The 13,546-nt window shown below is 59.2% G+C and carries 12 protein-coding genes; 9 read left to right on the top strand and 3 right to left on the bottom strand.

Annotated features, from left to right (window positions below):
* Positions 1-5: 5 nt before the first annotated feature.
* The 8 genes from ACI2KS_RS12020 to ACI2KS_RS11985 all read left to right on the top strand — a co-directional run bounded on the left by ACI2KS_RS12020 (position 6) and on the right by ACI2KS_RS11985 (position 10,230).
* Positions 6-2,537 (top strand): PAS domain-containing protein, encoded by a 2,532-nt coding sequence (locus ACI2KS_RS12020; RefSeq protein WP_404620354.1) that lies wholly within the window; start codon positions 6-8, stop codon positions 2,535-2,537.
* 258 nt (positions 2,538-2,795) lie between these two features.
* Positions 2,796-3,980 (top strand): DUF2252 domain-containing protein, encoded by a 1,185-nt coding sequence (locus ACI2KS_RS12015; protein ID WP_404620352.1) that lies wholly within the window; start codon positions 2,796-2,798, stop codon positions 3,978-3,980.
* Positions 3,981-4,234: 254 nt separating this feature from the next.
* Positions 4,235-4,981, top strand: coding sequence for an SDR family NAD(P)-dependent oxidoreductase (locus ACI2KS_RS12010; protein WP_404620350.1), 747 nt, complete (start codon positions 4,235-4,237; stop codon positions 4,979-4,981).
* Between the two features lie 58 nt (positions 4,982-5,039).
* Positions 5,040-5,681 carry a glutathione S-transferase family protein gene (locus ACI2KS_RS12005; RefSeq protein WP_404620348.1) on the top strand — a complete coding sequence of 214 codons (642 nt, stop codon included), beginning with the start codon at positions 5,040-5,042 and terminating at the stop codon, positions 5,679-5,681.
* 40 nt (positions 5,682-5,721) lie between these two features.
* Positions 5,722-6,588: a VOC family protein gene (locus ACI2KS_RS12000; protein WP_404620346.1), complete on the top strand. Its 867-nt coding sequence runs from the start codon at positions 5,722-5,724 to the stop codon at positions 6,586-6,588.
* A gap of 17 nt (positions 6,589-6,605) precedes the next feature.
* Positions 6,606-7,511, top strand: coding sequence for a helix-turn-helix domain-containing protein (locus ACI2KS_RS11995; protein ID WP_404620344.1), 906 nt, complete (start codon positions 6,606-6,608; stop codon positions 7,509-7,511).
* Between the two features lie 871 nt (positions 7,512-8,382).
* A complete protein-coding gene (locus ACI2KS_RS11990) occupies positions 8,383-9,291 on the top strand; it encodes a LysR family transcriptional regulator (RefSeq protein WP_404620342.1) in 909 nt (302 codons plus the stop codon).
* Between the two features lie 183 nt (positions 9,292-9,474).
* Positions 9,475-10,230 carry an SDR family oxidoreductase gene (locus ACI2KS_RS11985; protein ID WP_404620340.1) on the top strand — a complete coding sequence of 252 codons (756 nt, stop codon included), beginning with the start codon at positions 9,475-9,477 and terminating at the stop codon, positions 10,228-10,230.
* 83 nt (positions 10,231-10,313) lie between these two features.
* Here ACI2KS_RS11985 and ACI2KS_RS11980 read toward each other — a convergent pair whose 3' ends face one another.
* A complete protein-coding gene (locus tag ACI2KS_RS11980) occupies positions 10,314-11,063 on the bottom strand; it encodes a glucose 1-dehydrogenase (protein ID WP_404620716.1) in 750 nt (249 codons plus the stop codon).
* Positions 11,064-11,251: 188 nt separating this feature from the next.
* On the opposite strand from ACI2KS_RS11980, the gene ACI2KS_RS11975 reads away from it, so the two are divergent.
* On the top strand, positions 11,252-12,145 hold the full coding sequence (locus tag ACI2KS_RS11975) for an AraC family transcriptional regulator N-terminal domain-containing protein (RefSeq protein ID WP_404620338.1): 894 nt from the start codon (positions 11,252-11,254) through the stop codon (positions 12,143-12,145).
* Positions 12,146-12,161: 16 nt separating this feature from the next.
* On the opposite strand, the gene ACI2KS_RS11970 is transcribed toward ACI2KS_RS11975, so the two are convergent.
* Positions 12,162-13,139, bottom strand: coding sequence for a saccharopine dehydrogenase family protein (locus ACI2KS_RS11970; protein ID WP_404620336.1), 978 nt, complete (start codon positions 13,137-13,139; stop codon positions 12,162-12,164).
* Positions 13,136-13,537 (bottom strand): VOC family protein, encoded by a 402-nt coding sequence (locus ACI2KS_RS11965; RefSeq protein WP_404620334.1) that lies wholly within the window; start codon positions 13,535-13,537, stop codon positions 13,136-13,138. Before ACI2KS_RS11965 ends, ACI2KS_RS11970 begins: the two co-directional genes overlap by 4 nt.
* Between the last annotated feature and the right edge of the window lie 9 nt (positions 13,538-13,546).

Raw genomic sequence — 13,546 nt, 5'->3', positions numbered from 1 at the left:
AATGATTGAACGCCGACGCTTCGCGAGACTCTCTACTACTTCCAACTGTCAGTGGACCTTCAATTGTGCTTGAAACTCCGCGCGATCAACCCGCTGGCGATCTCAGCATGCTGGGTGGCCGATACTCGCCAGTTGCACTGGTCGAGCGTGAACGGCATGTCCTGAGCGAAATTGCCGCCGGAGTGCCTCTCGCCCGCGTCCTCGATTCCTTGCTCCGTGCGATAGAGATGCAAAGCGGCAATACGATGATGGCTTCGGTATTGTTTGTAAGCGAGGACGGCCAGCACATGCTTCATGGCGCGGCCCCCAGTTTGCCGACGGCCTACAATAGCGCGGTTGATGGCATAGCGATCGGTGAAGGGATTGGCTCCTGCGGCACGGCCGCTTCTCGCGGTACTGCGGTCTATGCAAACGACATTTCGACCGATCCATTGTGGCAGGACTTTGTGGACCTGGCCGTAGGCCATGGACTGCGTTCATGCTGGTCGATGCCGATCAAAGGCGCCGACGGTTCAGTACTGGGCACGTTCGCCATCTATTATGCCGAGCCGCGCGCTCCTACCCCCGGTGACATCGAAGCCATCACGGTCATGACCCAAACAGCCGCTCTGGCGATTGAGCGGCACAGGTCAGATTTGAAACTTCGAAGAAGTCAGGAAAAGCTGCAGGCTCTCAATAGCGACCTGGAGCAGCAGGTCAACGAGCGCGCCCGGGAGCGCAGCCGCACCTGGGTTGTAAGCCCCGACCTGCTGGCGGTCATAGGCGCCGATTACCAGTTCGAGGCGACCAACCCCGCCTGGCTCTACACGCTTGGCTGGTCCGCGGACGAGGTGCAAGGGCCCTACTTGAAATTCGTCCATCCGCAAGACATGGCCCGCACTCTAGCCACCTTCGCACAAGCGATGAACGACACACCCATGGTCCAGTTTGAAAACCGCTATCAACATCGAGACGGGTCGTACCGATGGCTGTCATGGGTGGCAGTCCTGGAAGAAGGAAAGCTTTACTGCAGCGCTCGCGACGTCACCGCTGAGAAAAATCATTCCGCGATCCTCGATACGCGCACTCGTGAACGAGACAGAGCATGGGGGCTGTCGCAGGAACTTCTCGTCATAGCGATGCCTGACGGCACCCTCGAGGCCGTCAACGCTCGATGGACCGAACAGCTGGGATGGCAAGAACATGAGCTGCTCGGCAAGACATTGATGGCCTACGCCCATCCAGATGACTTTGTCGCAGTGTTGGCAGCTTACCAGAGCATCTTGACCGCGCCGCTCACCGCGCCCGTTGAATATCGGTTTCGCCACAAAGACGGTTCCTATCGCTGGTTCAGTTGGACAGGGTCCTATGAGGAAGGGCGAATTTATGCGGCGGGACGGCATGTAACGGTTGAGAAGGCCCAGGCAGAGGCGCTGCGCCAAGCGCAAAAGATGGAAGCAGTGGGACAGTTGACCGGGGGCGTCGCTCACGACTTCAACAACCTGCTGACCGTGATCAAATCCTCGACCGACCTTCTGAAAAGGCGGAATTTGAGTGATGAACGGCGTAATCGTTATATCGGTGCCATCTCGGAAACCGTGGAGCGCGCCGCCAAACTGACCGGGCAGTTATTGGCTTTCGCTCGCCGTCAGGCCCTCACCCCCAAGGTGTTCGCCGCTTGCGACAGCGTCCGCGCGATTGTCGAAATGATGGGGACGGTGATCGGGGCGCGTGTAGAGATCGTCACGGATTTTCCAGAGCACCTGTGTTTCGTCAATGCCGATCCAAGCCAATTCGACACCGCTCTGGTCAATCTCGCCGTTAATGCCAGGGATGCCATGAATGGCGAAGGTCGACTGAAAATCACCGTCGAATCTGCCGATTACATGCCCGCCATTCGCTTGCAGGAGGCAGTCCGGGGTCCATACGTAGCGGTGTCGGTCTCTGACACGGGCATCGGCATCCCGGCCGACCGCCTGGAGCAAATCTTCGAGCCTTTTTACACAACCAAGAGCGTCGGCCAGGGCACAGGGCTTGGCTTGAGCCAGGTATTCGGCTTCGCCAAGCAGTCTGGGGGCGAAATTGCTGTGGCTAGCAAAATGGGTGTAGGCACAACCTTCACCTTGTATCTCCCCCGGGTACAAGACGACATGGCCGTATCGAGGGAAACGGCTGAACCGGAAATTCTGGCAGACGGACACGGCACCCGCGTATTGGTGGTGGAGGACAATCCGGACGTGGGCATCTTCGCGACACAGACGTTGGCAGAACTGGGGTATGTCACGGTTCTGGCGGCCAATGCGGAGGAAGCTTTGGCTGAACTGGCTGGAAACGCCGATGAATTCGATGTCGTTTTTTCCGACGTGGTCATGCCTGGCAAAAGCGGCATTGAACTGGGCCAGGAGATCCGCAGGCAATACCCAGGGCTTGCGGTGGTACTCACTTCAGGCTACAGCCATGTCCTGGCGCAGAACGGGACCTCTGGCTTTGAACTCTTGCACAAGCCCTACTCCGTAGAACAGCTGTCCCGGATCCTGCGCAAGGTAGTGTCTCGCTAGTTGCATACCTGCCACCCCCCGGGCGCCGCTGATGCAGATGTAAGAGGCGGTCGCCCAGGTGCAGCTGGATCTTGTACATCGCGACCCGCAGCCTGTCACTCTGCTGTCGAGTGCGGTCAGGCATGAGCGCGCGGCGGCGTATTTTATAAGCTGGCCTTTTCGGCACTGCCTGCCAGAATTGGCGTCGCGCACTGAAACATTCTGAAACATCCACCTGCCGGGGGATGTCGAAGGATGATACTCAGCCAAGCGTGACCCATGAAAACACCCCGTCCATCCGCACGTCTAGAGCCCCTGAATCAACTTCGAAATCTGAAGATGGCAAGGTCCGCCCACGCTTATGTTCGTGGAAGCACAGTTCAGTTTTATGAGTGGTTGCACAGCCAACCGGGACGTCGACTCCCCAGTGGCCCTCCGGTCTGGATATGCGGAGACTGCCACGCTGGCAATCTGGGGCCTACCGGGGATGTGAAAGGCCGCATCGATATCCACATTCGCGACCTTGACCAGACCGTTATCGGCAATCCTGCGCATGATCTGGTCCGCCTGGCACTGTCACTGGCCACGGCAGCTCGCGGGTCTGACCTGCCAGGCGTCACCACCGCACGCATACTCGAAGAAATGATGCAGGGCTATGAGCAAGCGTTTGAACAAGACGTTGACCAAGAGCCCGCCCGCCCTGCGCAGGTCAAAGCGGGTATGCGCACCGCCGTGCGCAGAACCTGGAAGCACCTGGCTCAGGAGCGCATCGAAGACACCCGGCCGACCATACCGCTCGGTAAAAATTTCTGGTCACTCTCCCGCGCCGAGCGTGATGCCCTCAAGCGCTTTTGTTCCAGCGCCGAAATCCACAGTCTGGTCACTTCGCTCAAAGGCCGATCGGCGCAGGACAGCGTCGAGATGCTCGACTCGGCTTACTGGGTCAAGGGCTGCAGCTCCCTGGGTCTGAACCGCTATGCCGTCCTCCTGGGCGTTGGGGATGAAGAGGATCAGGAATACTGCCTGCTGGACATCAAGGAAGCCGTGGGTGCTGCGGCGCCGCGGACCTCTCGCGCGTCGATGCCAAGGGACAACGGCAAACGCGTAGTCGTAGGCGCACGTCATCTGTCACCCGGTTTGGGCGAGCGGATGATTGCGACGCGGATGCTTGACCAGGGATTCTTCGTTCGAGAGCTGCTGCCACAGGATATGAAGCTTGAGCTCGACCAGCTCAGCCAGCGTGAGGCGATGCGCGCAGCGGGGTATCTGGCCAACGTTGTGGGACGGGCCCACGCCAGGCAGATGGACAACCCGACACGTTCGTCGTGGATCCGGGACCTGCGCCAACACCGTTCCCAATCACTGGACGCCCCTTCCTGGCTCTGGTCGAGTGTGGTGCTGTTGGTGGGAAGCCATGAAAAAGGTTATCTGGAGCATTGCCGGCGCTACGCCCTTGGCGGCTGAGAGCCAAAGCTGTGGTTCACCGCAGGATGGAATCACTGCTTCGAGTCACGGCAGTCGCGGTACCGCCCCTGTTCGTCGCACTGATGCATCGCCGTGTCGACTACCCAGAACATGATCGTTTTATGCAAACCGTGCTCAGTCCATACAATCGCGCCTTCCTTGCAGTCCAGATAATGGGGCCTCAAAGCGCTTCACCCAGGTGATGACGTGAAACCCCGGCGCCGCTTGTGCGCCTCTGACTTCAAGGAAATATCATGACCAAGTCTGTGGTTTTGATCACCGGCGCGCTGACCGGTATCGGTCGCGCAACTGCCATCGAATTCGCCAAAAAAGGCGCGCAGCTGGTGGTCTCCGGTCGTCGTACGGAGATCGGCCAGGAGCTGGTAACGCTGTTGCGCGGCCTGGGTGCCGAGGCCGAGTTCATCAAAGCTGACGTGCGCGACGACGAGCAGGTTCGTCAACTGGTGGATCAGACGGTGGCGCGTTTCGGGCGTCTGGATATCGCGGTGAACAATGCGGGCACCGAAGGCCAGCCCGGCCCGTTGCAGCAACAAACGCCCGAGAGCTACGCCGCGACCTTCGACACCAACGTGCTGGGCACGGTATTGAGCCTCAAGCACGAACTGCGGGTGATGCAGGCCCAAGGCAACGGATCGATCATCAATATCTCGTCAACCTACGGTCATACCGGTGCCGCGGGCGCTTCGCTGTATGCGGCGAGCAAACACGCCGTCGAAGGCCTGACCAAGTCAGCCGCGCTGGAAGCCGCCACCTCTGGGGTGAGGGTCAATGCGATAGCACCCGGCCCGGTCGACACCGGCATGCTCGACCGCTTCACCGGCAGTGACGAAGGCAAGGCCTATATGGCCTCGACCGTACCGATGCAGCGTATCGGTCAGGTCGAAGAAGTGGCACGCGCAATTGTGTTCGCCGCCTCCCCTGAAGCCTCGTTCATCACCGGACACATCTTGAGTGTGGACGGCGGTAAATCAGCTCAGTAATGCATGCGGCCTCTTGCCGGGGCCGTATCTCTATTCGTTCCAACGGAGTGCTTTTCCCATGTCAGCCCTCAAGCTCTATCACGCCAGCGGTTCGCCCAATGCCCGCCGCGTACGCATCTTCATCGCCGAGAAAAATCTGGACATCGAGCTGGTCGCAGTCGATTTGGGCACCCAGCAACAATTCTCCGACAGCTACCGCGCGATCAACCCTCGCAGCATGGTTCCGGCGCTGGTGCTGGAGGATGGCACGGCCATCAGCGAAGTGCCGGCGATCTGGCGTTATCTGGAAGAGCGCTATCCAGCGCCGGCATTGTTGGGGACCACGCCTGAGGAAAAAGCACTGGTCGCCATGTGGGAACGCCGGGCGGAGCTGGACGGTTTCATCCCGGTAATGGAAGCGGTGCGCAACAGCGTGCCCGGCTTGAAAGGCCGGGCCTTGGCTGGCCCGCACGCCTACGAACAGATCCCGGCACTGGCCGAGCGCAGCAAGGCCCGGGTCGCGCACTTTTTTGCCGACCTTGACCTGCGTCTGGCGGATGTTGTCTTCGTTGCGGGTGCCTCGTTCAGTGCCGCAGATATCACGGCGTTGGCGGCAGTGGATTTCGCGACTCGCGCCCTCAATCATGCCATTGGCCACAGCCAGCACAACCTGCTCAGATGGTATGACGCTGTCTGCGCCCGCCCCAGCGCAACCGCTTGATCACCTGAGTGCCTGGCAGTCGGCCCTATTGAGGTATGGCATGCAAAACTCCAAGAGCGCGAAACCCGTCAAGTCCATTCTGGGCCTTCATCACATTTGCTCGGTGGTGACGGATTTCGAGCGCACGTTACGGTTTTACATGGGCACTCTGGATCTCAATCTGGTCGGCATGCCGCTGTATACGGGCGCAACAAAGCTGATGCATTTCTACTGCGGGGATCACGTCGACAACCCCACTTCCCTTCTGAGCTTCGTGGTCGATGAGGCCGCGACGCCGGGCAGTAACGGAAGTGGTCAGATCAGCGCGGTCACGTTCTCGATCCCCAGCGGCTCGATGTGGCACTGGCAGCATCGGCTTGAGCGTGCTGGCAGTCAGGTATTTGGTCGGGCCTGGGCATTTGGCAAGGAACACTTGTGCTTCAGCGACCCCGACGGGCTGCAGCTGGCGATGGTCGAGGACGATACGCAAAGCTTGCAGGCAGCGGCCTGCGGCGACGCCGAGCATGAAATCGAACGCATCAGCGCCGTGGAAATCCAGGTGCGTGCGCTGGCAGAGACCACGCGTTTTCTGACCCGGACCCTGGGCTTTGTTCGCTCGGGCCGGGAAGGTGCCGTGTCACGTTTCAGGCATGAGGCGATGGGCCGGGCGATCACCCTCGATGTCGTGTCAGCGCCGAACACACGTTCGGGATTTCCAGGCTCTGGCGTAGCCCATGACCTGGTATGGCGCGTGGCTGACGAATCGGCCCTCAGGCACATCGGCGCAGCCGTCAAAAGCGCAGGTCTGAACGTTACGGCCGAATGTCAGCAGGACCGCTTCAAAGCGATATACTTCCTCGACCCCTGCGGCATCCATTTCGCAATCGCCGTAGACGCCCAGCAACCTGCCCGCGTTGAAACCTGTTAACAGCCGAGGTGCCGACGATGGCGGTCAAAGATCCCGAAGAAATACTCGCGCAGCGTTTCCGCATCACCAAGCCTCCCGCATTATGGGTGCCCTCACTGGTCAAACAGCCCATCACCTTCTCGCATCTGCGCAGCACCCAGGCCCTGAGCGCAAGATCACTCAATATCCCGGGGGAAGAAGCCTTCGCGTTTCAGGTGCCGTTGTCGGGGCCGTTTTTCTCCACTGTCTGGAATTGCAAACAACGCACGACCCTGCCCTCAGCTGATCAGGGCTCGGTGTTCCTGTTCGATCTGGCGGCCATGCCCGTTGTCGAACTGGACACACCGTTCAATACGCTACGGATGTACATTTCCCAGCACGCGCTGGATCAGATGGCTTACGAACGCGGGCACAAGCGCGTAGGCGGTCTGCGTGCCACCGGGTACGGAGACAAGGATTTCGTCCTGCATGGGCTGGCGCAGATGCTGGCGGCGGCGATGGCACAACCTGAAACGGCATCGCAGCTGTTTACCGAACACATCACCCTGGCTTTCCACGACCACATCATCCGCCATTACGGCAATGCACCGAAAAGCCAAGCGCCGCCTAGAGGGGGCCTGGCCCCATGGCAGTTGCGTCGTGCGCACGAGTTCATCAACCAGCATCTGGGCCGTGACATCTCGATCACCGAACTGGCGATTGAAACCGGATATTCCGCGAGCCACTTCTCCCGCGCCTTCAAGCAGACAGTCGGCATGGCCCCGCATCAGTGGTTGGTAAAAAAACGTGTGGAGCGGGCCAAGCAGTTGTTGGAGGGCAACACATTGGGCCTGGCCGAGATCGCCCTGGCCTGCGGTTTCGTCGACCAGAGCCATCTCTCCCGCGTGTTCACCCGCAGCGAAAACTGCAGCCCTGGCAAATGGCGGCGGCTGACCCTAGGCTAGCCCCGGAAGCCGGGATCATCGATGACTTGACCTGCAACAGAGTGCTGGATTTCATCTGATGCTTGATCTTGAAGGTCTGGATTCTTGCGTCGGTTTACAGACGCTGGGAAGTTGCTGTCCGTTGGCGAGCCCGAGCAAATACGGCCGCGAAACAGCAGTATCGACACTTGAGCCCCGTGCTGTGACAGTATCGTCCGGCCCGGAGCGGCGGCCCCTTACAGCAGTTTTCGGTACACGACAAAACCCGATTTCTCAGCGACCTTATCGTAGAGTCGCATAGCGGTCGTATTTGACGTATTGAATCGGCAGATGGCATCCGCAGCGCAGGTCGGCTTCGGACCTGGAAAATTTTTCAAGTAACCGGCTGATCGCTGTGAGCATTTCGCGTTGCGATGACAACCGGGGTATGAGCAGGTCGCAGCATCGTCAGATCCAGACACGAGGAACAATATGACGAACCCATCGACTTTGAGTTCAGCAGTAAAACCGTGAGTAGCGCTCTCATATCTGTATCGCTTATTCGAGTAAAGACACGTGTGGCTTTGCTTCAATCACTTTTCAAACTCAATGAACTCAAACGCTGCCTCGACCGCACCACTCATAAAGCCCTGACCCACACCCTTAGGCGCCTTTAGCCAAACGGTATTCTGGCGCGGCAAGTCGTCCCTCCTCGCCAGTTGCACTCCAATACAACATCACTGCGCTGGGCAGGACGCTCGAGCAGCCCTTTAACCCGCTGTACCTCTGCACGCTCGATCATCTGGCGGCGGTGGTTCAGACTCAAGCGGCTTTCGATCAGCGAGAACCCGAGGTCGCTCAGGTTTAATCGTCAGGTTGGGCATCTCTCATCAGGTTTCGACGGAGCGCAGCTTTGGATCAACTTCTCGCCATACGTGTCTTCATCCGGATCACGGAAGCTCGCTCTTTTGCCAAAGCGGCTGACTCGCTGAACATTCCGCGCTCTTCGGTCAGCAAGCTGCTTCAAGATCTGGAGCAACACCTGGGCAGCAAACTGATTGAACGAAGTACCCGATCCTTCACCGTGACACAGGCGGGTGAGATCTACCGGGACCAGGCATTGAGCCTGCTGGCTGAACTGGAGGGCATGGATAGCGCTGCTCGGCACGCGCGAGCCAGCCCTCGGGGTCGCCTCAGGGTGGATATAGGTTCATCGCTCGCAAACCTGGTCATCCTTCCGGCATTGCCTCAGTTCCGTGCGCGCTACCCGGATCTGGAGTTATCACTTGGCGTAAGTGATCGCCCTGCCGACCTCATCGGCGAGGGTGTGGATTGTGTAATTCGCGGGGGTGCCCTGCCGGACAGCTCGCTGATCGGACGCCATCTGTGTAATGTCGACTCCGTGACCTGTGCGACTCCCGATTACCTATCCGCATTCGGTATCCCGCTGCATCCTTTGGACATTGAGCGAAGTCACCATACGGTCAGGTATTTCTTCCCCCACACAGGTAAAACGCTGCCTTTGAACTTCAGCAAAGGTGACGAGAAATACGAAGTGAACGGCCAACCCGCCCTCAACGTGAGTGAAAGCACGGCATTGACCGAGGCGTTACTCAGCGGCATCGGTATGGGTCAGATCTTCCGTTTCAGCGCTCGAACACACATCGAGTCGGGCCAGTTGGTGCCTGTTCTGGAAGACTGGACTCAGCCATCCTTGCCGCTGCAACTGGTTTACCCGGCAACGCGTCATCCCGGCGCGAAATTGCGCGCCTTCATTGACTGGGCAGTGGAGTTATTCAGCAGCGACAACCTCAGATCCTGAGGAAGCCCACTGACCTGCTTTCGCTAGCGGACGACTGCACCCCACAATTTCGATTATCCATTGCCATGGATAATGTCTCTATCCTGGCGGGCTTCTGCCATCGACACACCCACCCTAGACTCGCCCCAAGTTGCTGACTTGACTCCCTCAGGTCAGACCTTTCAGGCACTAGGAACCATGACCATGTCAGATAGACTCGATGGCAAGATCGCACTTATCACCGGCGCCACCAGCGGTATCGGCCTGGCCACCGCCAAGTTGTTCGCAGCACAAGGCGCACATGTCTACATCACCGGCCGCAACGCTGAAGCATTGGCGATGGCGCAAAACGAAATCGGCGCCAATGTGACGTGCATACAGGCAGACTCGACTCATCTTGCCGACCTTGATCACGTCTTCGAACAGATCAAGGCCCAGGCAGGCCATATCGATGTGCTATACGCAAACGCGGGTGGCGGCACGCTGCTGCCGCTGGGACAGATCACCGAACAACAGGTCGACGATACCTTCGGGCTGAACGTCAAGGCGTTGATCTTCACCGTTCAGAAAGCCCTGCCACTGCTGGTCGTTGGATCATCCGTCATTCTCGCCGGCTCCAGCGCCAGCATTGCCGGCACGGCTGCGTTCAGCGTTTACTCGGCGTCCAAGGCGGCGGTGCGCAATCTGGCTCGCAGTTGGATTATCGACCTTAAAGGCACCGGTATTCGGATCAATGTATTGAGCCCAGGCCCTGTCCGCACTCCGGCGCTGCTGGAATACGCAGGTGATGATCCCGCACATCAACAAGGCATGCTCGATTACCTGGGCACCCTCGTCCCGATGGGTCGAGTGGGTGAGGCGGATGAGATCGCCAAGGCCGCCCTGTTCCTGGCCTGTGACGACTCAAGCTTCGTCAATGGTGCGCAGATCTTTGCAGATGGCGGCATGGCGCAAGTCTGACCGGCTGATTTACAAGCTTGCCCCCGTTACTCGTTGGCAACGGGGCACAGGCGCGCATGCACCCGAGTGTTCAGCTAGCAGCGTTAGTAACCAACACCGCGAACACCCCCCGAGGCGCGGATGGATTCACCTGTCACCCAGTGCGAATCTTCGGATGCCAGGAATACGGCCAAGGGTGCGATGTCTTCCGGTTCTCCGAAACGACCCAACGGCGTTCCGGCGAGTATTTTCTCACCCAATGCACCCGCGAAATTGCCATCGGTGGCTGGTGTATTGGTATGACCTGGCAAGATGGAGTTGACCCTTATGCCACGCGCGCCCAGCTCCCGCGCCAGTGCAAAGGTCAGAGTATCCACCGCGCCCTTGGTTGCCGAATACACGCTCGAAGCCAAGTAAGGATCGGTGCTGAGGATCGAGCTGATATTGATGATGCTGCCTTTGGGGCCTAGCAGTTTGACGGCCTCGCGTACCGCGAGAAGGTAGCCCAGCACATTCAGGTTGAATTGCTTGTGGAAGGCTTCTTCAGTCAGGTCATCGATCATCTGGAACACCGCGATGCCGGCGTTGTTGACCAGAACATCCAGGGTGCCGTAGTTCGTGCGCACCGCTTCAAACAAACGCACGACGTCAGCTGCCTGGCTCATATCTGCCTGTACGGCCATCGCTGAACCGCCTTGCTCGATGATCTGCGCAACCACGGCATCGGCCTGGGGCTTGCTGGCGCAGTAGTTGACGATGACCGTAGCCCCCTGCGCACCCAGCGCCCGGGCAATCCCGGCGCCGATGCCTTTTGATGCGCCTGTTACAACGGCTATTTTTCCTTCGAGTTTCATGACATGACCTTTTGCAATGGAGTGATAACAGGCTTGTTGCCCGGTCATGATCGACCGCAGTGCAACGAGCCGCGTGTCACCAGTATTCAGGCAGCGAAGGCAGCGGCGTTTGCCGGTTATTCGCACATCCTTGCCTATTCTTCTCAGCTGGCTTGCCATACCCACGAATAGAGCTCACGGTGGAACGCATGGAAAAACCAATCGCGGAACTGCGCCGCATCGTGATGCGCGCGCAAGATAAGTGGACACAAACAGGATTGGCGCGGGTGGCCATGGTCCGCGCCGAGGCCTGTGCCGATCAGGTCTATCAGCCGATGCTGCATCTGGTGCTCCAGGGCACCAAGACGCTGTCGATCGGCGAAGCGGTTTCTCGGTACACAGCTGGCAGCTATTTTCTGGTGCCCGTCGACGTGCCCGCGACGGGGCAGATTCACGCGGATGCTCAGGATCAGCCCTATCTGGCGGTCAGTCTGACCCTGGACGCCGGTGTGATCGCCAGCTTGCTGATGGATGAAGAGAAGGCGCCGAGGGCGCTGCAAAACACATGTTTCGAAGGCGTGCTCGCGCCCCCTGAAATGATCGATGCATGGTTACGCATGATGCGGCTCATGGATCGTCCCGATGAGGCTGTGGTCCTGGCGCCAATGATAGAGCGCGAGATTCTGTTCCGCGCGTTGCAGGGGCCGCTGGGCGGCATTCTTCGCGATGTCGCGCGACCGGATGGGCGGATGACGCAGATCCGCCGCGTCACCCAGTGGATCCGCGAGCATTACACCGAGCCATTTCGCGTCGAGCCATTGGCGCTCATGTCAGGCATGAGCGTCGCCGCCTTTTACCGGCACTTCAAATCGGTGACGGCCATGACCCCGATTCAATATCAGAAGCGCCTGCGCTTGCTGAGGGCTCGCTGGCTGTTGCTGTTCGATACGCTGGACGCGACGTCCATTGCCTATACGGTAGGGTATGAAAGCGCCTCGCAATTCAATCGAGAATACGCGCGCCTGTTTGGCCTGCCACCTGCGCGGGATGCAGCGAGGTTCAGGCCCCCTACCCTCACCAGGGAGCTGACAGCGGCCTCTTGAGCGGCCCCGACCCACGCTAGACGTCGGTGATGACTGTCCGGGCAATGCTTTGGGCAAATCCATCCCCGAAGACCTTGGCCGGTGTGGCGAAGCCTAGCTGCCGTTCACCGCTCAAGACTCGGCGCGCAGCTTCTACCGCTGCCAACGGCGTATAGGAATAGCCGTTCACGGTTTCGATCACAGACTTTGCGGTTGTTCCATCGCTACCGATGACTTCAACCACTGCGCGTGCCCGATGCGCGTCCCGTTGCTCTGCCGTAGGCCCGTCAGGCAACTGCGACAGATCAGCCTCTGGAAACCCATCGCCGGCGATATGCACGAACATCGCAATGTTGGGGATGCCGGTCGAATGCCAACCGGTGACCAGATCACCGAAAGAAAGCGGCACGCAAAGGACCGGCCCCTGACCAAAGTCAAAGTGCCGTGGCGTCGCATCAGGGGTCGCAATCAGCTCGCCATCGACCCTTGCCATTAGGCCTGCACCGATGATTTCGCTGACGCTCAGGGCCGATCCGCGGGACATCGACCCGGGCACCTGAAGCGCGATGCTCAGCGCAAGCGGCTTTTCCACACGCCTGGCAACCTGCACCGCCAACGAATCCGTGGGAACGACATCCCAACCAACGCCTGGCAACAGCATGACCTGACTGGAAGCGGCCTGAACGCCTAGGCCTTCAGCCAGCCGGTAAACGTTGATCTCGGCGGTGATGTCCAGATAGTCGACCCCGGCGTTGATGCACGCGCGCATCAGCGACTCTGCGGTTTGCGCAAATGGCCCGGCGAAGTTGAGTAATACCGAGATGCCCGACAGAAAAGTCTCGATAACTGCTTCGGTATCGAATACTCGATAGGGCACGTCCAGCAGCGCAGCCAGGGTGGCAAGCCGCTGCGGGCTACGCCCGGCGATTTCGAAGTCCAGACCGAGCGCTTTTGCCCGTTCTGCCGCCATACGACCGGTATAGCCCGTGGCGCCGTAGATCAGAAGTGTGCTCATTGCACGTGCTGCCATTTTTTATAGACGAATTCCAGGCTGTACCCATCCGGGTCCAGCACATTGGCCGCGTAGTAATCGGGGTCGTAATGCAAGCGGGCACCTGGCGCGCCGTTGTCGACGGCACCCTGCGCTACGGCAGCGGCATAGGCAGCGTCAACTTCTGCCTTGTTGTTCGCGACGAAGCCTACGTGTACCGCTCGCCCTTCAACGACACCTTCGCGCAACCAGAAAAACATCCGCCCATTGGCGCCAAAGCCTTTGAGGTCTGGATGCCCAGGCGGGCCGTCCTTGCCGTCGTAGTCCAGGCGGGCGGTGATGCCCAGCGGTGTTAGTGCAGCCTCATAGAAAGTCACAGAGCGTGCGATGTCAGACACTGACAAAAATAGATGATCAAGCATGGTGTAGCC

Origin of the sequence: Pseudomonas sp. NPDC087358 (genome assembly GCF_044900785.1) — a bacterium.
Classification (GTDB): domain Bacteria; phylum Pseudomonadota; class Gammaproteobacteria; order Pseudomonadales; family Pseudomonadaceae; genus Aquipseudomonas.
This window is presented reverse-complemented; position numbering and strand designations above follow the sequence as displayed.